At 63.2% G+C, this 19,142-nt stretch carries 19 protein-coding genes; 6 read left to right on the forward strand and 13 right to left on the reverse strand.

Annotated elements, in window-relative coordinates; genetic code table 11:
• The first annotated feature begins 95 nt into the window (after nucleotides 1-95).
• Together cysZ and ACTJKT_RS03885 are read left to right on the forward strand one after the other, a co-directional pair.
• Nucleotides 96-851, forward strand: a complete 756-nt coding sequence (gene cysZ, locus ACTJKT_RS03880; protein ID WP_440786257.1) for a sulfate transporter CysZ — start codon at nucleotides 96-98, stop codon at nucleotides 849-851.
• A gap of 40 nt (nucleotides 852-891) precedes the next feature.
• Complete coding sequence (locus ACTJKT_RS03885; protein ID WP_440786258.1) at nucleotides 892-2,091, forward strand: glycosyltransferase family 4 protein; 1,200 nt, start codon at nucleotides 892-894, stop codon at nucleotides 2,089-2,091.
• 121 nt (nucleotides 2,092-2,212) lie between these two features.
• Here the strand turns inward: ACTJKT_RS03885 and ACTJKT_RS03890 are convergent, their stop codons facing one another.
• The 3 genes from ACTJKT_RS03890 to ACTJKT_RS03900 all read right to left on the reverse strand — a co-directional run bounded on the left by ACTJKT_RS03890 (nucleotide 2,213) and on the right by ACTJKT_RS03900 (nucleotide 4,627).
• Nucleotides 2,213-3,316, reverse strand: a complete 1,104-nt coding sequence (locus ACTJKT_RS03890) for an NADH:flavin oxidoreductase (protein ID WP_440786259.1) — start codon at nucleotides 3,314-3,316, stop codon at nucleotides 2,213-2,215.
• Nucleotides 3,317-3,523: 207 nt separating this feature from the next.
• Nucleotides 3,524-4,006 (reverse strand): glutathione peroxidase, encoded by a 483-nt coding sequence (locus ACTJKT_RS03895; protein ID WP_097305590.1) that lies wholly within the window; start codon nucleotides 4,004-4,006, stop codon nucleotides 3,524-3,526.
• A 135-nt stretch (nucleotides 4,007-4,141) separates the two neighbouring features.
• Nucleotides 4,142-4,627, reverse strand: a complete 486-nt coding sequence (locus tag ACTJKT_RS03900; RefSeq protein WP_007929845.1) for an FKBP-type peptidyl-prolyl cis-trans isomerase — start codon at nucleotides 4,625-4,627, stop codon at nucleotides 4,142-4,144.
• On the opposite strand from ACTJKT_RS03900, the gene ACTJKT_RS03905 reads away from it, so the two are divergent.
• The 3 genes from ACTJKT_RS03905 to ACTJKT_RS03915 all read left to right on the forward strand — a co-directional run bounded on the left by ACTJKT_RS03905 (nucleotide 4,596) and on the right by ACTJKT_RS03915 (nucleotide 8,002).
• Nucleotides 4,596-4,934, forward strand: a complete 339-nt coding sequence (locus ACTJKT_RS03905) for a DUF3565 domain-containing protein (protein WP_080693479.1) — start codon at nucleotides 4,596-4,598, stop codon at nucleotides 4,932-4,934. The two genes, ACTJKT_RS03900 and ACTJKT_RS03905, sit on opposite strands and share 32 nt — an antisense overlap.
• A 62-nt stretch (nucleotides 4,935-4,996) precedes the next feature.
• Nucleotides 4,997-7,096, forward strand: coding sequence for a phosphate acetyltransferase (gene pta, locus ACTJKT_RS03910; RefSeq protein WP_440786260.1), 2,100 nt, complete (start codon nucleotides 4,997-4,999; stop codon nucleotides 7,094-7,096).
• Nucleotides 7,097-8,002: an acyltransferase gene (locus ACTJKT_RS03915; protein ID WP_440786261.1), complete on the forward strand. Its 906-nt coding sequence runs from the start codon at nucleotides 7,097-7,099 to the stop codon at nucleotides 8,000-8,002.
• 130 nt (nucleotides 8,003-8,132) lie between these two features.
• Here the strand turns inward: ACTJKT_RS03915 and cysN are convergent, their stop codons facing one another.
• The 3 genes from cysN to ACTJKT_RS03930 all read right to left on the reverse strand — a co-directional run bounded on the left by cysN (nucleotide 8,133) and on the right by ACTJKT_RS03930 (nucleotide 11,944).
• On the reverse strand, nucleotides 8,133-10,031 hold the full coding sequence (gene cysN / locus ACTJKT_RS03920; protein ID WP_097305593.1) for a sulfate adenylyltransferase subunit CysN: 1,899 nt from the start codon (nucleotides 10,029-10,031) through the stop codon (nucleotides 8,133-8,135).
• Nucleotides 10,032-10,043: 12 nt separating this feature from the next.
• Nucleotides 10,044-10,961 carry a sulfate adenylyltransferase subunit CysD gene (gene cysD / locus ACTJKT_RS03925; RefSeq protein WP_007929849.1) on the reverse strand — a complete coding sequence of 306 codons (918 nt, stop codon included), beginning with the start codon at nucleotides 10,959-10,961 and terminating at the stop codon, nucleotides 10,044-10,046.
• Nucleotides 10,962-11,185: 224 nt separating this feature from the next.
• On the reverse strand, nucleotides 11,186-11,944 hold the full coding sequence (locus tag ACTJKT_RS03930) for a Nif3-like dinuclear metal center hexameric protein (protein ID WP_025806437.1): 759 nt from the start codon (nucleotides 11,942-11,944) through the stop codon (nucleotides 11,186-11,188).
• A gap of 102 nt (nucleotides 11,945-12,046) precedes the next feature.
• Here ACTJKT_RS03930 and algW point away from each other — a divergent pair, with 102 nt between their 5' ends.
• Nucleotides 12,047-13,201: a Do family serine endopeptidase AlgW gene (gene algW, locus ACTJKT_RS03935; protein ID WP_025806436.1), complete on the forward strand. Its 1,155-nt coding sequence runs from the start codon at nucleotides 12,047-12,049 to the stop codon at nucleotides 13,199-13,201.
• 53 nt (nucleotides 13,202-13,254) lie between these two features.
• Here the strand turns inward: algW and hisC are convergent, their stop codons facing one another.
• From hisC to ACTJKT_RS03970, 7 genes are all read right to left on the reverse strand, one after another.
• Complete coding sequence (hisC, locus tag ACTJKT_RS03940; RefSeq protein WP_440786262.1) at nucleotides 13,255-14,307, reverse strand: histidinol-phosphate transaminase; 1,053 nt, start codon at nucleotides 14,305-14,307, stop codon at nucleotides 13,255-13,257.
• Nucleotides 14,308-14,309: 2 nt separating this feature from the next.
• The gene (gene hisD, locus ACTJKT_RS03945) at nucleotides 14,310-15,638 is read right to left on the reverse strand and encodes a histidinol dehydrogenase (protein WP_210688315.1); all 1,329 of its coding nucleotides are present in this window, start codon (nucleotides 15,636-15,638) and stop codon (nucleotides 14,310-14,312) included.
• Between the two features lie 123 nt (nucleotides 15,639-15,761).
• Nucleotides 15,762-16,397, reverse strand: coding sequence for an ATP phosphoribosyltransferase (gene hisG, locus ACTJKT_RS03950; RefSeq protein WP_440786263.1), 636 nt, complete (start codon nucleotides 16,395-16,397; stop codon nucleotides 15,762-15,764).
• Between the two features lie 127 nt (nucleotides 16,398-16,524).
• Nucleotides 16,525-17,790: a UDP-N-acetylglucosamine 1-carboxyvinyltransferase gene (murA, locus tag ACTJKT_RS03955; protein ID WP_025806432.1), complete on the reverse strand. Its 1,266-nt coding sequence runs from the start codon at nucleotides 17,788-17,790 to the stop codon at nucleotides 16,525-16,527.
• A gap of 22 nt (nucleotides 17,791-17,812) precedes the next feature.
• Nucleotides 17,813-18,064: a BolA family protein gene (locus tag ACTJKT_RS03960; protein WP_007929860.1), complete on the reverse strand. Its 252-nt coding sequence runs from the start codon at nucleotides 18,062-18,064 to the stop codon at nucleotides 17,813-17,815.
• A gap of 115 nt (nucleotides 18,065-18,179) precedes the next feature.
• Complete coding sequence (locus tag ACTJKT_RS03965; protein ID WP_440786264.1) at nucleotides 18,180-18,485, reverse strand: STAS domain-containing protein; 306 nt, start codon at nucleotides 18,483-18,485, stop codon at nucleotides 18,180-18,182.
• Nucleotides 18,482-19,135 carry an MlaC/ttg2D family ABC transporter substrate-binding protein gene (locus ACTJKT_RS03970; RefSeq protein ID WP_097305598.1) on the reverse strand — a complete coding sequence of 218 codons (654 nt, stop codon included), beginning with the start codon at nucleotides 19,133-19,135 and terminating at the stop codon, nucleotides 18,482-18,484. Before ACTJKT_RS03970 ends, ACTJKT_RS03965 begins: the two co-directional genes overlap by 4 nt.
• Nucleotides 19,136-19,142: the final 7 nt, after the last annotated feature.

Genomic DNA, 19,142 nt, shown 5'->3' on the forward strand with positions numbered 1-19,142 from the left:
CTTTGTTACAGTTGATGTCGACCTAACGACCGCGCTTTCGCCGGTGGGGCAAAGCCGGTAAGGTCGGCGCGTTTTCCCCTTGCACGGAGCTCCTTATGCCCGCCCCCGTTCTGTCCGGCCCGCAATACCTGCGCGAAGGCCTCAAGCTGGTACTCAGCCCCGGCTTGCGTCTGTTCGTCCTTTTGCCCCTGGCCATCAACCTGGTGCTGTTCGTCGGATTGATCTATTTCGCCGGCCAACAGTTCAGCCTGTGGGTCGACACCCTGATGCCTTCCCTGCCGGACTGGCTGAGCTTTCTCGGCTACATCCTCTGGCCGCTGTTCGTGGTGCTGGTGCTGCTGATGGTGTTTTTCACCTTCACCATGCTGGCCAACGTGATCGCCGCGCCCTTCAACGGTTTCCTCGCGGAGAAAGTCGAAGTGGTGGTCCGCGGCACCGACAACTTCCCGCCCTTCAGCTGGGCCGAACTGCTGGCCATGATCCCGCGCACCCTGGCCCGGGAAATGCGCAAGCTGGGTTATTTCCTGCCGCGGGCCATCGGCCTGTTCATCCTGTCCTTCATTCCCGTGGTGAACCTGGTGGCCGCGCCGCTGTGGCTGCTGTTCGGCGTGTGGATGATGGCGATCCAGTACATCGACTACCCGGCGGACAACCACAAGCTGGGCTGGAACGAGATGCTCGCCTGGCTGCGGGAAAAGCGCTGGCAGAGCATGAGCTTTGGCGGGATCGTCTATCTGGTGCTGCTGATCCCGGTGGTCAACATCCTGATGATGCCGGCGGCGGTGGCCGGGGCGACGCTGTTCTGGGTGCGCGAGCGCGGCGCGGAAAACCTGGTGGCCCAGCAAGGCTGAGCGGGTCACAAATCCATCACCGCAACGTCACAATGACGACATGGCCTCGGCTGACACTGAGGCCATGACGACAGCTCTGCATATCACTCTGATCACCGAAACCTTCCCACCGGAAATCAATGGCGTGGCCAATACCCTTGGCCGCCTGTGCGATGGATTGCGCGCCCGTGGACACCAGGTGGAACTGATTCGCCCGCGCCAGGGCAGCGATCAGAGCCGGGTCAGCGACGAGGGGCTGCTGCTGTGCCGCGGCTGGCCGCTGCCGGGTTATCCGGGGCTGCAATGGGGCCAGTCGTCGATGCACAAGCTGCTGCGGCGCTGGAAACGCCATCGCCCGGATGTGCTGTACATCGCCACCGAGGGCCCGCTGGGCCTGTCCGCGCTGCGAGCGGCGCGGCGCCTGGGGATTTCCGTGGTCAGCGGTTTCCACACCAACTTCCAGCAGTACTCCAGCCAGTACGGCCTGGGTTTGCTGACACGCCTGCTGACCCACTACCTGCGCTGGTTCCACAACCGCTCCAAGCTGACCCTGGTGCCCAGCGCCAGCCAGCGCCTGGAGCTGGAGCGGCGCAACTTCGAGCGCCTGGCGCTGCTGTCGCGCGGGGTCGATAGCCAGCTGTTTCACCCGGCCAAACGCCTCAACGAGCTGCGCGAAAGCTGGGGCCTGGGCAACGACGATATCGCGGTGATTCACGTTGGCCGCCTGGCGCCGGAGAAGAACCTGGGCCTGCTCAAACGCTGCTTCACCCAGCTGCAGAACACTTATCCACAGCAGGCCATGAAGTTGATCGTGGTGGGCGATGGCCCGCAACGCGCAGTCCTGCAGAAGGAGTTGCCGGACGCCGTGTTCTGTGGCTCGCAACGCGGCGAAGCGCTGGCCAGTCACTATGCGTCGGGGGATCTGTTTCTGTTCCCGAGCCTGACCGAAACCTTCGGCAATGTGGTGCTCGAGGCCCTGGCCTCGGGGCTGGCCGTGGTGGCTTACGACCAGGCCGCGGCGGCCCAGCATATTCGCCATGGCTACAACGGTGTGCTGGCGATGCCTGGGGACGAATGTGCGTTCTGCGATGCGGCCAACTGGCTGCTGGAGGAGCCCGAGACTTTGCGCCGGGTGCGCCTCAATGCCCGCCAGCATGCCAGCCGCCAAGGCTGGGCGGCGATCATCGAGCAGTTTGAAACCCAGCTGCGTGGTGCCTGCATGGAAGAAGTGGTGGTGCCTGAGGGGCGGTTGTTGCCCTAGCGCTGAAAACATCAGAGCCAAAAGCATCGCGGGCAAGCCTCGCTCCTACAGGATCACCGTTCGTGTAGGAGCGAGCGGGCGGCGATCCGACTTGCCCGCGATAGCATTCCAGAGGCTGCGCTTAAACCAGCGTCATCAACGCCTCACGGCTGAACGGCAGGATGTCCTGCTCGCGGCCGTCACGCACCTTCTGCGCCCAGTCCGGGTCCACCAGCAATGCACGGCCTACCGCCACCAGGTCGAACTCATCGTTGTTCAGACGCTCCAGAAGTTTTTCCAGGCTCGCCGGCTGCGCCACCTTGTCGGTGTTGACCATGAACTGCAGGAACTCGCCGTCGAGGCCGACGCTGCCCACGGTGATGGTCGGCTTGCCGGTGAGCTGGCGGGTCCAGCCGGCCAGGTTCAGTTCGGAACCCTCGAACTCCGGCTCCCAGAAACGCCGGGTGGAGCAGTGGAAGATATCCACACCGGCGTCCGCCAGCGGCTTGAGGAACTCGCTCAGAGCCTCGGGGGTTTGTACCAGGCGGGCGCTGTAGTCCTGCTGCTTCCACTGCGAGAAGCGGAAGATGATCGGGAAGCCCGGGCCCACCGCGGCGCGCACGGCCTGGATCAGCTCGATGGCAAACCGCGAGCGCTGGGCCAGATCGCCACCGTACTCGTCAGTGCGCTGGTTGCTGCCTTCCCAGAAGAACTGGTCGACCAGGTAGCCGTGGGCGCCGTGGATCTCCACGCCGTCCATGCCGATGCTCTGGGCATCCTTGGCGGCCTGGGCGAAGGCCGCGATCACCTCGTGGATGTCGTCCTGGGTCATGCCATGGACCACCACCTGGCCGTCCTTGAGTTTCTCCGACGGGCCGTAACCCGGCACGCTGGCATCCGGCTCGGTGCCCAGACGGCGCACGTTGCCCACATGCCACAGCTGTGGAACGATCTTGCCGCCTTCGGCGTGCACCGCGTCCACCACCTTCTTCCAGCCGGCCAGGGCCGCTTCGCCATAGAAGCGCGGCACGTTCGGATAACCGTTGGAGGCCTTGTGCCCGACCGTGGTGCCTTCGGTGATGATCAGGCCGACCCCGGCCGCGGCGCGGCGACGGTAGTACTCGATGACTTTCGAGTTCGGCACGCCGCCCGGGGAAAACGACCGGGTCATCGGCGCCATCACCACACGGCTCGACAGCTCCAGGGCACCCAGCTGAAAGGGTTTGAACAAGGCTTGAACGGGCATGCTGTACTCCAGGGCTGAGGGTCTGAATCGCGGGAAGCGGCAGGTCGGGCGGGTACGCCGACGGCCTTATGATGGCGATAATATTCCGTGCCCCAGGCAACGCCCAGCACTATTGATCAGGGTGATTAAGGTGCCAAAGCGCAGAGAAGCGAGAGGTGCGCGAACGCGCGGTAAAACTGGCCGGGCAGCGGGGCCCGGCGTGCAGATTCAGCTCAAGGCTTTTTCGATGGCCTGGACCACGGCCGGATCATCGGGTGCGGTGCGCGGGGAGAAACGCGCCAGGACGCGGCCGTCCTTGCCCAGCAGGAACTTCTCGAAGTTCCAGGTGATGTCGCCCGGAAATTCCGCCCCTTCGCCCGCCAGCAGACGGTACAACTGATGGCGCTCCGGACCGTTGACTTCCAGCTTGCTGCTCAACGGAAAGGTCACCCCGTAGTTGAGGCTGCAGAACTCCTGGATCTGCTGCTCGGAGCCCGGCTCCTGCCCGGCGAATTGATTGCACGGCAGGCCCAGCACGCTGAACCCCTGGCCCTTGTATTGCTGGTAGAGGTTCTCCAGCGCCGCGTATTGTGGTGTCAGACCACACTTGGAGGCGACGTTGACCACCAGCACGACGTGCCCCTTGAAAGGCGCGAGCGGTAGCTCCTGACCATCCAGGGCTTTCAATTTAAGGTCGTGAAAAGCACTCATGACGAACTCCAAATTCCCGTGTTCTTCCAGAAAACAGCCACTCGACAGTACCGCCTGTTGCCCGGCAAGAAAAGTCGCCGACTAAAAAGGCGCCCTAGGGCGCCTCTCCAGTCAGACTTGAGCTTAGCGCAGAAATCAGTGGTGATGGCCACCTTCGCCATGGACGTGACCATGGGCGATTTCTTCCTGGCTGGCGTCACGGATGTCGACAACCTTGACCTTGAAGTTCAGGCGCTGGCCGGCCAGCGGGTGGTTGCCGTCGACGGTCACATCGTCGCCGTCCAGGTCGCGGATGGTGACGATCTGCATCTGGCCGTCCGGAGCGGAAGCGTGGAACTGCATGCCCACTTCCAGTTCGTCGACGCCTTCGAACATGCTGCGGCTCAGGGTGCTGACCAGTTCGGCGGCGTATTCGCCGTAGGCATCTTCCGGCTCAACGGCAACGCTCAGCTCGTCGCCGACGTTCTTGCCTTCCAGGGCCTTTTCCAGACCTGGAATGATGTTCCCTGCGCCATGCAGGTAGACCAGCGGGGCGCCGCCGGCAGAGCTGTCGATGACCTCACCAGCGTCGTTGGTGAGGGTATAGTCGATGGAGACAGCCTTATTGGCGGCGATCAGCATGGGGCGAGACCTTTTGCATAAGAATGAAGAACGTCCAAGTTTAGCGAAGCAATCGCCCGAAAGCGAACGGAACCCGGACAAACGGAACTTAACGCCAGGCCCGACTGTCGTCGGCTTTCATCAGGATGAAGACGGCCACTGGGTCGTCGAGCTGTCCTGTGGCCATACCCAGCACCTGCGCCACCAGCCGCCCTGGCAATCCCGGGCGTGGATCCTGGATCCGCTAAAACGCAGGGAAAAAATAGGCCAGCCCTTTGCCTGCGGTTGGTGCGCACAAGGCTCGGTTAGCGCTAACCTTGGCGCCTGAATTTCCGGTAGAGCATTAAACCTAAGCGCCTCACCGTTGCCATGCACCCGTCGAGAATCCGCATGCAAACTTTTTTTATCGCGCCCACCGATTTTGGTGTGGGTCTGACCTCCATCAGCCTCGGGCTGGTGCGTACCCTGGAACGGGCCGGCCTCAAGGTCGGCTTCTTCAAACCCATTGCCCAGCCTCACCCAGGCGATACCGGCCCTGAGCGCTCGACCGAGCTGGTGGCCCGCACCCACGGCCTGAAACCGCCGCAACCGCTGGGCCTGGCCCATGTCGAACGGATGCTCGGCGACGGCCAGCTGGACGAGCTGCTGGAAGAAATCATCACCCTCTACCAGCAGGCGGCCGTCGGCAAGGACGTGCTGGTGGTCGAAGGCATGGTGCCGACCCGCAGCGCCAGCTATGCCGCACGGGTCAACCTGCACCTGGCGAAAAGCCTGGATGCCGAGGTGATCCTGGTGTCCGCCCCGGAAAACGAAGTGCTCACCGAGCTGTCCGGTCGCGTGGAGTTGCAGGCGCAGCTGTTCGGCGGCCCGCGCGACCCGAAAGTGCTGGGGGTGATCCTCAACAAGGTGCGCACCGACGAAAGCATGGACGCCTTTTCCGCCCGCCTGAAGGAGCATTCGCCCCTGCTGCGCAGCGGCGACTTCCGCCTGCTCGGCTGCATCCCCTTCCAGCCGGAACTGAACGCGCCGCGCACCCGCGACGTGGCCGACCTGATGGGCGCCCAGGTGCTCAACGCCGGCGACTACGAAAGCCGGCGCATGACCAAGATCATCATCTGCGCGCGCACCATGCGTAACACCGTGGAGCTGCTCAAGCCCGGCGTACTGGTGGTGACACCCGGCGATCGCGACGACATCATCCTCGCCGTGAGCCTGGCGGCGATCAACGGCGTGCCCCTGGCCGGGCTGCTGCTGACCAGCGACACCCTGCCCGATCCGCGGATCATGGAGCTGTGCCGCGGCGCCTTGAATGCCGGCCTGCCGGTGCTGTCGGTGAGCACCGGCTCCTACGACACCGCCAACCAGCTGAATGGCCTGAACAAGGAAATCCCCATCGATGACCGCGAGCGCGCGGAGATCATCACCGACTTCGTCGCCAGCCACCTGGACGCCAAGTGGCTGCACCAGCGCTGCGGCACGCCGCGGGAAATGCGCCTGTCGCCAGCGGTGTTCCGCTACCAGTTGATCCAGCGCGCCCAGGAAGCCAACAAGCGCATCGTCCTGCCCGAAGGCAGCGAACCGCTGACCGTGCAGGCCGCGGCCATCTGCCAGGCGCGCGGCATCGCCCGTTGCGTGCTGCTGGCCAAGCCGGCGGACGTCGAGGCGGTCGCCCGGGCCCAGGGCATCGAGTTGCCGCCAGGCCTGGAAGTCATCGACCCGGACCAGATCCGCGAACGCTACGTCGAGCCGATGGTGGCGCTGCGCAAGAGCAAGAGCCTCAACGCGCCGATGGCCGAACAGCAACTGGAAGACCCGGTGGTGATCGGCACCATGATGCTGGCCCTGGACGAAGTCGATGGCCTGGTCTCCGGCCTGATCCACTCCACCGCCAACACCATCCGCCCGGCCCTGCAGCTGATCAAGACCGCGCCGGGCTGCACCCTGGTGTCATCGGTGTTTTTCATGCTGTTCCCCGAGCAGGTGCTGGTCTACGGCGACTGCGTGATGAACCCGCACCCGAGCGCCAGCGAACTGGCCGAGATCGCCCTGCAAAGCGCCGACTCGGCGGCTGCGTTCGGCATCACCCCGCGGGTAGCGATGATCAGCTACTCCAGCGGCGAATCGGCCAGCGGCGAAGAAGTGGAGAAAGTCCGCGAAGCCACCCTGCTGGCCCATGAAGCCCAGAGTTCGCTGCTGATCGACGGCCCGTTGCAATACGACGCCGCGGCCAACGAGGCCGTGGCCCAACAACTGGCACCCAACAGCCAGGTCGCCGGCAAGGCCACGGTGTTCGTGTTCCCCGACCTGAACACCGGCAACACCACCCACAAGGCCGTGCAGCGCAGCGCCGACTGCGTCAGCCTCGGGCCGATGCTGCAAGGCCTGCGCAAACCGGTGAACGACCTGCCCCGTGGCGCCCAGGTCGACGACATCGTCTACACCATCGCCCTGACCGCAATTCAAGCCGCCAACCGACCTCTGGATGTGTAAATGCTGGACTTTCTACCTGCACCGCTGCGCGGCGTGATCGCCTCGCTGTTGTTGGCGCTCAACACCATCGTCTGCTGCACCCCGCTGTTCGTGGTGGCGATCTTCAAGTTGCTGCTGCCCTTCCCCGCGGCCCAGCGCTTCACCGACTGGCTGATGAGCCATATCCATGAAGCCTGGATCAGCAACAACAAGGCCTGGATGAGCCTGCTCGGGCACACCCGCTGGCACCTCAGCGGACTCGACGGCCTGGACTACCGGCACTCGTACCTGATCACCAGCAACCACCAGAGCTGGGTCGACATCATGGTCCTGCAATACGTGCTCAACCGCCGTATCCGCCCGCTGAAGTTCTTCCTCAAGCAGGAGCTGATCTGGGTCCCCGTGATCGGCCTGGCCTGGTGGGCCCTGGGCTTCCCCTTCATGAAGCGCTACTCCAAGGCCTACCTGGAAAAACATCCGGAGAAAAAGGGCAAGGACCTGGAGACCACCCGCAAGACCTGCGCGAAATTCCGCGACAACCCGGTGGGCATCTTCAACTTCGTCGAAGGCACACGCTTCACCAAGGCCAAGCACGCGCAACAGGCCTCACCGTTCCGCTACCTGCTCAAGCCCAAGGCCGGCGGCATCGCCTTCGTGCTGGACGCCATGGGCGAGCAACTAGAGTCCATCGTCAACGTCACCATCCACTACCCGGCGGGCCAGCCGGGTTACTGGGACCTGTTGTGCGGCAAGGTCAATGAGGTGGTGGTGCATTTCGAGGAGCTGCCGATTCCACCGCAGTTCATCGGCAAGAACTACGACCAGGATGGCGCGTACCGCCTGGAGTTCCAGGGCTGGATCAACCAGCTGTGGCAGAACAAGGATGCGCTGCTGGAGCAGATGCATCGGGAGTATCCGGAGAAGTAACCGAGCGCCTGCAAGGGCCTCATCGCGGGNNNTCTGTAGGAGCGAGGCTTGCCCGCGATAGCAATCTCGAAGCCACAAAAAAGCCCGCCGTCGATCACTCGACGGCGGGCTTTTTATCGGCCGCTAAGGCTTAGATCGCGCCGCGCTTGCGCAGCAGTTCCAGCACTTGCTTGACGCCCTCTTCCAGCGACACGGACTGGGTGTCGATCACCAGATCGGCATCCAGCGGCACATCGTACGGGAAGGACTCGCCCGGGATGTTATCCCCAGCAGCGGCGTACAAGCCCTGCGGATCACGCTCGGCGCAGACCGCCGGCGAGGCCTGGACGTAGACCGTCAGCAGACGCTCCTTGCCGATCAGGTCCCTGGCCTGTTCACGACCTTCCGCACTCGGCGCAACGAATGCCGCCAGAGTCAGCAGGCCGGCTTCGTTGAACTGACGCGCCACGTGCGCGGCACGACGCCAGTTCTCGGTGCGCCCGGCGCGATCCTGGGGCAGGCCCTTGTTCAGGTCGTGACGCAGGTTCTGGCCGTCGAGGACGAACACCGCACGGCCCATGTCGAACAGCTTGCGCTCGACCGCGTAGGCCAAGGTGCTCTTGCCAGCGCCGGACAGGCCGCTGAACAGTACTGTGGCCGGCTGCTGGCCGAAGCGCTGGGCGCGCTCCTCGGTGGCTACATGGGCCAGCTTGCCATGGTGCGTGGCGCTGCCATGGACCACAGGCTGGGCGACGATCATGCCGGCGCCGACGGTACCGTTGGTCAAGCGGTCGATGACGATGAAGGCACCGGTGGTGCGGTTGCTGTCGTAACCGTCGAGGGCGATCGGCGCGTCGAGAGCAATCTTGACCTTGCCGATCTCGTTCAGCTGCAGAGCGCTGGCCGGACCTTCTTCAAGGGTGTTCACGTCGACCCTGTTGACGATGCTGGCGATGGAGCCCGGCACGTAACTGGTGGCGCGCTTGATGTCGTATTTCTTGCCCGGAAGCATCGGCTCTTCGGCCATCCATACCAGCATGGCTTCGAAGCTGTCGGTCACCGGCGGTACGTTGTCGGCATGCACCAGCAGGTCGCCACGGGAGATGTCGATCTCGTCTTCCATGGTCAGGGTCACGGCCTGGCCCGGGCCGGCATGTTCCAGCTCGCCTTCGAAGGTGACAATGGACTTCACCCGGCTGCTCTTGCCCGACGGCAGCACCACGACTTCGTCGCCCTTGTGCACGATGCCGCTGGCCAGGGTCCCGGCGAAACCGCGGAAGTTCAGGTTCGGACGGTTGACGTACTGCACCGGGAAGCGCAGGTCGGTGAAGTTGCGGTCGCCCGCCACTTCCACGGTCTCGAGGATCTCCATCAGCGACTGGCCGGTGTACCACGGCGAGCGCTCGGACTTGTTCACCACGTTGTCGCCCTTGAGGGCCGACATCGGCACGAAGTGCAGGCTGGTGGGCTTCATCTTCAGGCCTTCGGCGAACTTCAGGTAGTCGGCCTTGATCGACTCGAACACGCCCTGGTCGAAGTCCTTGAGGTCCATCTTGTTGATGGCCACGACTATGTGCTTGATGCCCAGCAGGGAGGCGATGAAGCTGTGGCGACGGGTCTGGGTCTGCACGCCGTAACGGGCATCCACCAAGATGATCGCCAGGTCGCAGGTGGAAGCACCGGTGGCCATGTTGCGGGTGTACTGCTCATGGCCGGGGGTGTCGGCGATGATGAATTTGCGCTTGGCGGTGGAGAAGTAGCGGTAGGCGACATCGATGGTGATGCCCTGCTCACGCTCGGCCTGCAGGCCGTCGACCAGCAACGCCAGGTCGATGTCGTCACCGGTGGTGCCGACTTTTTTCGAGTCGCGGGTAATGGCTTCCAGATGGTCTTCGTAGATCATCTTCGAGTCGTGCAGCAGGCGCCCGATCAGGGTGCTCTTGCCGTCGTCGACGTTACCGCAAGTCAGGAAGCGCAGCAGTTCTTTGCGTTCGTGCTGGGCCAGGTAGGCGAGGATGTCCTCGCTGATCAATTCGGATTGATGCGACATGTTAGACCCTACTTAGAAATAGCCCTGACGTTTCTTGTCTTCCATGGAACCGGCGCCATCGTGATCGATGACCCGGCCCTGGCGCTCGGAAGTTCGCGTCAGGAGCATTTCCTGAATGATGTCCGTCAGGCTTTCGGCCTCGGACTCCACCGCGCCCGTCAACGGGTAGCAGCCAAGGGTACGGAAACGCACCTTCTTCTTGACGATGCGGGCCTTCTCCTCGTCGGAGAGGTGCTCGAGGATGCGCTCGTCGTCGATCATGATCAGGGTGCCGTTCTTCTCGATCACTTCACGCTCGGCGGCGAAGTACAGCGGCACGATCGGGATGCCTTCGAGGTAGATGTATTGCCAGATGTCCAGCTCGGTCCAGTTCGACAGCGGGAAGACGCGGATCGACTCGCCCTTGTTGACCTTGCCGTTGTAGACGTTCCACAGCTCGGGGCGCTGGTTCTTCGGGTCCCAGCGATGCTTGCTGTCGCGGAACGAGTACACGCGCTCCTTGGCGCGGGATTTCTCTTCGTCACGCCGGGCACCGCCGAACGCCGCATCGAAACCGTACTTGTCCAGCGCCTGCTTGAGGCCCTCGGTCTTCATGATGTCGGTGTGCTTGGCACTGCCGTGGGTGAAGGGGTTGATGCCCTGCGCAACGCCTTCCGGGTTGACGTGGGTGATCAGTTCCAGGCCCAGCTCTTCGACCATGCGATCGCGGAACTTGTACATCTCCTGGAATTTCCACTGGGTGTCGACGTGCATCACCGGAAACGGCAGCTTGCCCGGGAAGAACGCCTTGCGCGCCAGGTGCAGCATCACGGCGGAGTCTTTACCGATGGAGTACAGCATCACCGGGTTGTCGAACTCGGCGGCCACCTCGCGGATGATGTGGATGCTTTCCGCCTCCAGCTGTTTCAGATGCGTCAGTTTGTCGACCATGGCTACTCACGAAAGCTTTCTTATGGACGGCCTGCGGGCCGTGTTCGAGCGGGGCATGCTAGCACAGCGACCTCTTCTAATCAGGACGCCAGCTAGATCGAAACGGTATATGAATATACCCGCCTGTTTGCTGTGTTTACGCCTCTCCGTAGCCGCTGCCGCAGGCTGCGATCGACTGCGCGACAGGCGTGCTCTTGANGCGGCAGCGGCTACAGGACAAGACTTTATATAGGGTTCGGGCAGTCGATGAACAAGTGCTCGAGGGCGAAGCGACGGGCCAGGTAATCCCCCAGCGCCTGCACGCCGTAACGCTCGGTGGCGTGATGGCCGGCGGCGATAAAACTGATGTCGTTTTCCCGAGCGCTGTGGAAGGTCTGCTCCGAAGCCTCGCCGCTCAAGTACAGGTCGACGCCGGCCAGCACCGCCTGGTCGATATAGCCCTGGCCGCCACCGGTGCACCAGCCGACACGCCGGATCATCTTGCTGCCTTCGACCACCAGCGGCTCGCGCCCCATCACCTCCTGGACCTTGCGCGCGAAGTCCCGCGCGGTCATGGGCTCGGCGAGGGAGCCGACCAGCCCGACGATCTTCAGGTTGTCCGGGTCCAGCGGGCCTTCCACAGTAATATCCAGTTGCCGCGCCAGTTGCACGTTGTTGCCGACGTCCGGGTGCAGGTCCAGCGGCAGGTGATAGGCCAGCAGGCTGATATCCTGCTTGAGCAGGGTTTTCAGCCGGCGCTGCTTCATGCCGGTGATGCAGGGGTTCTCGCCTTTCCAGAAATAGCCGTGATGCACCAGCACCAGATCGGCATTGGCCTCCACCGCAGCATCGAGCAGCGCCTGGCTGGCCGTGACGCCGCTGACGATGCGCATCACCTGTGGCCGGCCTTCGACCTGCAGGCCATTGGGGCAGTAATCGGCGATTCGCGAACTGCCCAGGTAGCGGTCCGCCTCCTCTACCAGAGTGCTCAGGGCAACGGCCATAAAAGACTCCTAAATATCCCGTTCAGAGGCGCGCGCGGCCTCGTATAATGCGCGACATTATGGGCCGTCCCGGGCGGCCTGCAACCTCTCAGGACTTGCTCAATGCTCAAGGCTCTGCGTTTTTTTGGCTGGCCGCTGTTGGCCGGCGTGCTTATCGCGTTGCTGATAATTCAGCGTTACCCGCAATGGGTCGGCCTGCCCAGCCTGGACGTCAACCTGCAGCAAGCTCCGCAAACCAAGGCGCTGCGCCAAGGCCCGGTGTCCTATGCCGATGCCGTGGCGATCGCCGCGCCGGCGGTGGTCAACCTGTACACCACCAAGGTCATCAACAAACCGGCGCATCCCTTGTTCGAGGACCCGCAGTTCCGCCGCTTCTTCGGCGACAACCTGCCCAAGCAGCAGCGCATGGAGTCGAGCCTGGGTTCCGGGGTGATCATGAGCCCCGAAGGTTATCTGCTGACCAACAACCACGTGACCTCCGGCGCCGAACAGATTGTGGTCGCGCTCAAGGACGGTCGCGAAACCCTGGCCCACGTGATCGGCAGCGACCCGGAAACCGACCTGGCGGTCCTCAAGATCGACCTGAAGAACCTGCCCTCGATCACCGTCGGGCGCTCCGACAGCATCCGCATCGGTGACGTGACCCTGGCCATCGGCAACCCGTTCGGGGTCGGCCAGACCGTGACCATGGGCATCATCAGCGCCACCGGGCGCAATCAGCTGGGCCTGAACAACTACGAAGACTTCATCCAGACCGACGCGGCGATCAACCCGGGCAACTCCGGCGGCGCGCTGGTGGATGCCAACGGCAACCTGACCGGGATCAACACGGCGATCTTCTCCAAGTCCGGCGGTTCCCAGGGCATTGGCTTCGCCATCCCGATCAAGCTGGCCATGGAGGTGATGAAGTCGATCATCGAGCACGGCCAGGTGATTCGTGGCTGGCTGGGCATCGAGGTGCAGCCGCTGACCCAGGAACTGGCCGAATCCTTCGGCTTGTCCGGGCGCCCGGGCATCGTGGTGGCGGGGATTTTCCGCGACGGTCCGGCGCAAAAGGCCGGCATGCAGTTGGGGGACGTGATTCTCAGCATCGATGGCGAGCCGGCCGGCGATGGCCGTCGCTCGATGAACCAGGTGGCGCGGATCAAACCCAGCGACAAGGTCAGCATCCAGGTGATGCGCAACGGCAAGGAGCTCAAGCTCACCGCCGAAATCGGCCTGCGCCCGCCACCGGCACCGGTCAAGGAAAAAGAGTAAAAGCATCGCCAGCCAGCTCGCTCCAACAGGAGAGAGCTGGCTCGCGGTAGGGCTTACAGCTCGCCCAGGCCGTCGATCAGGGCTTGGTTCTGCTCCGGCGTACCGATACTGATCCGCAGGAACTGGGCAATCCGCTCCTGCTTGAAGTGCCGGACAATCACCCCCTGCTCCCGCAGCTTGGCCGCCAGGCCCGCCGCATCATGTCGTGGGTGACGGGCAAAGATGAAGTTGGCGGCCGACTGCAGCACTTCAAAGCCCTTGGCGCGTAACTGCGCCACCACCTGCTCGCGACTGTCGATCACCAGCTGGCAGGTCTTGGCGAAGTACTCGCGATCATCGAACGCCGCCGCGGCGCCAACTATCGCCAGGCGATCCAGCGGGTAGGAGTTGAAGCTGTTCTTGATCCGCTCCAGCGCCTCGATCAGGTCCGGGTGCCCCACCGCCAGGCCGACCCGCAGGCCAGCCAGCGAACGGGACTTGGACAGGGTCTGGGTCACCAGCAAGTTCGGATAGCGGTCCACCAGGCTGATGGCGGTTTCACCGCCGAAGTCGATGTAAGCCTCGTCCACCACCACGACCGAATCCGGGCTGGCCTCGAGGATCTGCTCGACGGCCTCCAGGGCCAGCAGGCAGCCGGTCGGCGCGTTCGGGTTGGGGAAGATGATTCCGCCGTTCGGCCTGGCGTAATCGGCTGGGCGGATCTGGAATTGCTCGTCCAGCGGCACCGCGTCGAAGTCGATGCCGTACAGGCCGCAATACACCGGATAGAAGCTGTAGCTGATGTCCGGGAACAGCAGCGGCTGGTCGTGCTGCAGCAAGCCGTGGAAGATGTGCGCCAGCACTTCGTCGGAACCGTTGCCGAGGAACACCTGGTTGCTCTGCACCCCGTAGTACCGGGCCACCGCCTGCTTGAGCAGGTCGCTGTTGGGGTCCGGGTACAGGCGCAGGTTGTCGTTCAGTTCGCCCTGCATCGCGGCCAGCGCCTTGGGCGACGGGCCGTAAGGGTTTTCGTTGGTGTTGAGCTTGACCAGTTTGGTCAGCTTCGGCTGTTCGCCCGGCACATAGGGCACCAAGTCCTTGACGAACGGACTCCAGAATTTACTCATGCTTATTGCCCCTGTTCCTGGTCAGCGATGATCCGGTATTCCGCACTGCGGGCGTGGGCGCTCAGCGACTCGCCACGGGCCAGCACCGAGGCGGTCTTGCCCAGTTCGGAAGCGCCCTGCTCGGAGCAGAAAATGATCGACGAACGTTTCTGGAAGTCATACACCCCCAGCGGCGAGGAGAAACGCGCCGTGCCGGAAGTCGGCAACACGTGGTTCGGGCCCGCGCAGTAGTCGCCCAGGGCCTCGGAGGTGTGACGGCCCATGAAGATCGCGCCGGCGTGACGGATCTGCGGCAGCCAGGCCTGGGGATCGGCGACGGACAGTTCAAGGTGCTCCGGGGCGATGCGGTTGGCCACTTCGATGGCCTGCTGCATGTCGCGCACCTGGATCAAGGCGCCACGGCCATTGATCGAGGTATTGATGATTTCCGCGCGCTCCATGGTCGGCAGCAGCTTGGCGATGCTGGCGGCGACCTGATCGAGGAACGCGGCGTCGGGGCTGACCAGGATCGCCTGGGCGTCTTCGTCGTGCTCGGCCTGGGAGAACAGGTCCATGGCGATCCAGTCCGGATCGGTCTGGCCGTCGCAGACCACCAGGATCTCCGAAGGACCGGCGATCATGTCGATGCCGACCTGGCCGAATACGTGACGCTTGGCGGTGGCCACATAGATGTTGCCCGGACCGACCACCTTGTCCACCTGCGGCACGCTCTCGGTACCGTAGGCCAGGGCGGCAACGGCCTGGGCGCCACCGATGGTGAACACCCGGTCGACGCCGGCGATGCAGGCCGCGGCCAGCACCAGTTCATTGACCTCGCCACGCGGGGTCGGCACCACCATCACCACTTCGGTGACGCCAGCGACTTTGGCCGGGATGGCATTCATCAATACCGAGGATGGATAAGACGCCTTGCCGCCCGGCACATACAGGCCGGCGCGATCCAGCGGCGTGACCTTCTGGCCCAGCACCGTGCCGTCGGCCTCGGTGTAGCTCCAGGAGTCCTGCTTCTGTTTTTCGTGGTAGCTGCGCACCCGCGCCGCGGCCTTTTCCAGGGCTTCGCGCTGGGCCAGGGTGATCCGGGTCAGGGCCAGTTCCAGGCGCTCGCGCGGCAGGATCAGGTCGGCCATGGACGCCACTTGCAGGCCGTCGAAACGCTGGGTGAATTCCACCAGCGCCGCGTCGCCGCGCTCACGCACCGCCTTGATGATGTCCAGCACCCGCTGATTGACCGAGTCGTCAGACACACTTTCCCAGCTCAGCAGATGATCCAGATGATGCGCGAAATCCGGGTCAGCAGCGTTGAGTCGGCGAATTGCAGTGGGAGCGGTCATAGCGAGGGCCTCATTGAATGGCTAATGCTCAGGCACCCTAAGCTACCAGTCCATTCGCGCGGGCACCTGAGAAAATTGGCTATGACACGGATAGACGGGCGCGGCTGGCGCCGCGCGAGTGAATCAACCGCGGTGTCGCGACTCCACTGCTTTGCGCAGGGTGTCGATCAGTGCCTGGATGCGGGCGTGCTGCATTTTCATGGAGGCCTTGTTGACCACCAGACGGGAACTGATCATGGAAATCAGCTCCTGGGGCTCCAGGCCGTTGGCCCGCAGGGTGTTGCCGGTGTCGACCACGTCGATGATCTTGTCCGCCAGGCCGATCAGCGGCGCCAGCTCCATCGAGCCGTACAACTTGATGATGTCGACCTGGCGACCCTGTTCGGCGTAGTAGCGCTTGGCGACGTTGACGAACTTGGTGGCGACGCGCAGGCGGCCCTTGGGCTCGGCCACGCCGATGGCACCGGCGGTCATCAGCTTGCACTGGGCGATCTGCAGGTCCAGCGGCTCGTACAGGCCCTGGCCGCCGTATTCCATCAGCACATCTTTACCGGCCACGCCGAGGTCGGCGGCACCATGTTCGACATAGGTCGGCACGTCGGTGGCGCGCACGATCAGCAAGCGCACATCGGCCTGGGTCGTGGGGATGATCAGCTTGCGGCTCTTGTCCGGATTCTCGGTAGGCACGATGCCGGCTTCAGCCAGAAGCGGCAAGGTGTCATCAAGGATGCGGCCCTTGGACAGTGCGATGGTCAACATGGGAAACGTAAGTCCTTATCAGGATACTCATGCCCGGTCGCAAACGGCGCCAGACACGCATCGAGCCTGAACACAGGCTCGACTTGGAACCAAACCTTGGGGCACGTCCCTGTGCCCATCACGCAAACTAGCCCGGTACGCGGCGGATCTTGGCGCCGAGCATCTGCAGCTTCTCTTCGATGCACTCGTAACCACGGTCGATGTGGTAGATGCGATCGATCAGGGTGTCGCCTTCGGCCATCAGGGCCGAGATCACCAGGCTGGCCGAAGCCCGCAGGTCGGTGGCCATGACTGGCGCGCCCTTGAGGATTTCGGTGCCGGTGACGATCGCGGTGTTGCCTTCGACCTGGATCTTCGCGCCCATGCGGTGCAGCTCATAGACGTGCATGAAACGGTTTTCGAAGATGGTCTCGATCACTGCGCCCGTGCCTTCGGCAATGGCGTTGAGGGAGATGAACTGGGCCTGCATGTCGGTCGGGAACGCCGGGTACGGCGCAGTACGCACGTTGACGGCCTTCGGACGCTTGCCATGCATGTTCAGCTCGATCCAGTCCTCGCCGGTGGTGACTTCGGCGCCGGATTCCTTGAGTTTTTCCAGGACGGCTTCGAGGATGGTCGGATCGGTGTCCTTGACCTTCACGCGGCCACCGGTCACGGCGGCGGCGACCAGGTAGGTGCCGGTCTCGATACGGTCAGGCATGACCTTGTAGATCGCCGAGTGCAGGCGCTCGACACCGTCGATGGTGATGGTGTCGGTACCGGCGCCGGAAACCTTGGCGCCCATGGCGTTGAGGAAGTTCGCCAGGTCGACCACTTCAGGTTCGCGGGCGGCGTTCTGCAGCACGCTGCGGCCTTTGGCCAGGGCGGCGGCCATCATGATGTTCTCGGTACCGGTCACACTCACGGTATCGAAGAAGAAGTGCGCGCCGCGCAGGCCGCCTTCAGGCGCCTTGGCCTTGATGTAGCCGCCTTCGACGTCGATCACCGCGCCCATGGCTTCCAGGCCACGGATGTGCAGGTCGACCGGACGCGAACCGATGGCGCAACCGCCAGGCAACGCGACTTCGGCTTCGCCGAAACGGGCAACCATAGGGCCCAGCACCAGGATCGAGGCACGCATGGTCTTGACCAGCTCATAAGGAGCAACCAGGGTCTTGATGGTGCGTGGGTCGATTTCGACGCTGAGCTTCTCGTCGATCACAGGCTCGATGCCCATGCGACCGAACAGCTCGATCATGGTGGTGATATCGTGCAGGTGCGGCAGGTTGGCGACCGTGACCGGGCCATCGCACAGCAGGGTTGCAGCCAGAATCGGCAGGGCAGAGTTCTTTGCCCCGGAAATGCGGATCTCGCCATCAAGACGAACGCCGCCGGTAATAATCAATTTATCCATAAGAATCTCGACGCCCTTGGGCTCAGGTGCGCTCGGCCCAGGCCGCGCTGCTGAAAAATTTCATAGTGACCGCATGGATGCTGCCATCGGCGATCCACGGGTTCAAATGGGCATAGATGCTCTGCTGACGCTTGACCGGACTCAAGGCCACCAGTTCGTCACTGATCACGTTCAGCTGAAAGTTGCAGCCTTCGCCCTCAACTTCTACCTGAACGGATGAAAGAGTCTCGGACAGCTTTCCTTCAAGGAAGCTCTTCACTTCGTTGGCCTGCATGCTCAACCTCAATCGGCGCCCTGTGCGCGCGGGTCGGACATCATACAAAAAAGCCCCGCGCCTGCGAACCCCGCATAGCAGGACTCTGACGGGGGGCTTGCTTGTCGATGGGTTGCTAAGGCTGTGCCAGCAGCTCGGTCAAACCGGAAACCTCGGCGATTTCGCGCATGTCTTCAGGTAACGCGCGGATGCTGACGGCCTTGCCAGCTGCCGCGGCATCGCGCATGAAGGCCAGCAGCAACGACAAGCCGACGCTACTGGACTTCTCTACCGCAGAACAGTCGAGCACCAGTTCCGCTGCAGTGCTGGAGCCGATCAGGGCCTGCCCCTGCTTGCGCAGGCCCGGGCCGGAACGATAGTCCAGCACACCGCTGATCAGCAGTTCGCCGGCTTCACCCAGACGGACGGCCGACTCACTCATTGCGTGACCTTCTCTGGCGAGTTTTCGGTCGCTTCCTTGGCCTTGGCCACTTCGCCAGCCCAATTGTTGATGGTCTTGTCCAGGTCGTTGCCGTTGCGCTGCATGGCATCGGCGAACTGATCGCGGAACAGCTTGCCGATATTGATGCCGTTGATGATCACGTTGCGCAGCTTCCACTCGCCGTTGATCTTCTCCAGCGTGTAGGACACAGGATAGACCGCGCCGTTGCTGCCCTTGACCGTCATGCCGACGCTGGTACGGTCTCCCGACTCGTCCCTGGCAGGGTCAACGACGATGCCCTGGTTGTTGTACTCCAGCAAGGCGTTGCCATAGAACTGGAACAGGCCCTTCTTGAAGTTCTCCTCAAAGGTGCGCATTTGCTCCGGCGTGGCCTTACGCGAGTACTTGACCGTCATGATGCTCTTGGAAATGCCTTCGGCATCCACGACCGGACCCACGATGCTGTTCAGCGCCGCATAAAAGTCTTGCGGGTCCTGCTTGTACTTTTCTTTGTTGGCGGCCAGGTCGGCCAGCAGACGGTTGGTGGTGTCCTGTACCAGATCATGCGCGGAAGGCGCCGCCACGGCGTGAGCCATCAACGGCAAGGCCGCCAGTAATACCAACAGGCTACGTCGCAAGGTAGAGATCATGAAAAAA

Source organism: Pseudomonas sp. 22526 (genome assembly GCF_052044735.1).
GTDB classification, from domain to species: domain Bacteria; phylum Pseudomonadota; class Gammaproteobacteria; order Pseudomonadales; family Pseudomonadaceae; genus Aquipseudomonas; species Aquipseudomonas piscium.

What these genes read in the sequence shown, in the direction of transcription:
- ACTJKT_RS03970 (WP_097305598.1), bottom strand. Translation starts at nt 19,135, where the DNA reads ATGATCTCTACCTTGCGACGTAGCCTGTTGGTATTACTGGCGGCCTTG.
- algW (WP_025806436.1), top strand. Translation starts at nt 12,047, where the DNA reads ATGCTCAAGGCTCTGCGTTTTTTTGGCTGGCCGCTGTTGGCCGGCGTG.
- cysZ (WP_440786257.1), top strand. Translation starts at nt 96, where the DNA reads ATGCCCGCCCCCGTTCTGTCCGGCCCGCAATACCTGCGCGAAGGCCTC.
- ACTJKT_RS03905 (WP_080693479.1), top strand. Translation starts at nt 4,596, where the DNA reads ATGGAGACAGCCTTATTGGCGGCGATCAGCATGGGGCGAGACCTTTTG.
- cysD (WP_007929849.1), bottom strand. Translation starts at nt 10,961, where the DNA reads ATGGTCGACAAACTGACGCATCTGAAACAGCTGGAGGCGGAAAGCATC.
- ACTJKT_RS03900 (WP_007929845.1), bottom strand. Translation starts at nt 4,627, where the DNA reads ATGCTGATCGCCGCCAATAAGGCTGTCTCCATCGACTATACCCTCACC.
- ACTJKT_RS03930 (WP_025806437.1), bottom strand. Translation starts at nt 11,944, where the DNA reads ATGGCCGTTGCCCTGAGCACTCTGGTAGAGGAGGCGGACCGCTACCTG.
- ACTJKT_RS03895 (WP_097305590.1), bottom strand. Translation starts at nt 4,006, where the DNA reads ATGAGTGCTTTTCACGACCTTAAATTGAAAGCCCTGGATGGTCAGGAG.
- ACTJKT_RS03960 (WP_007929860.1), bottom strand. Translation starts at nt 18,064, where the DNA reads ATGCAGGCCAACGAAGTGAAGAGCTTCCTTGAAGGAAAGCTGTCCGAG.
- hisD (WP_210688315.1), bottom strand. Translation starts at nt 15,638, where the DNA reads ATGACCGCTCCCACTGCAATTCGCCGACTCAACGCTGCTGACCCGGAT.
- ACTJKT_RS03915 (WP_440786261.1), top strand. Translation starts at nt 7,097, where the DNA reads ATGCTGGACTTTCTACCTGCACCGCTGCGCGGCGTGATCGCCTCGCTG.
- ACTJKT_RS03890 (WP_440786259.1), bottom strand. Translation starts at nt 3,316, where the DNA reads ATGCCCGTTCAAGCCTTGTTCAAACCCTTTCAGCTGGGTGCCCTGGAG.
- cysN (WP_097305593.1), bottom strand. Translation starts at nt 10,031, where the DNA reads ATGTCGCATCAATCCGAATTGATCAGCGAGGACATCCTCGCCTACCTG.
- ACTJKT_RS03885 (WP_440786258.1), top strand. Translation starts at nt 892, where the DNA reads ATGGCCTCGGCTGACACTGAGGCCATGACGACAGCTCTGCATATCACT.
- hisC (WP_440786262.1), bottom strand. Translation starts at nt 14,307, where the DNA reads ATGAGTAAATTCTGGAGTCCGTTCGTCAAGGACTTGGTGCCCTATGTG.
- hisG (WP_440786263.1), bottom strand. Translation starts at nt 16,397, where the DNA reads ATGTTGACCATCGCACTGTCCAAGGGCCGCATCCTTGATGACACCTTG.
- pta (WP_440786260.1), top strand. Translation starts at nt 4,997, where the DNA reads ATGCAAACTTTTTTTATCGCGCCCACCGATTTTGGTGTGGGTCTGACC.
- ACTJKT_RS03965 (WP_440786264.1), bottom strand. Translation starts at nt 18,485, where the DNA reads ATGAGTGAGTCGGCCGTCCGTCTGGGTGAAGCCGGCGAACTGCTGATC.
- murA (WP_025806432.1), bottom strand. Translation starts at nt 17,790, where the DNA reads ATGGATAAATTGATTATTACCGGCGGCGTTCGTCTTGATGGCGAGATC.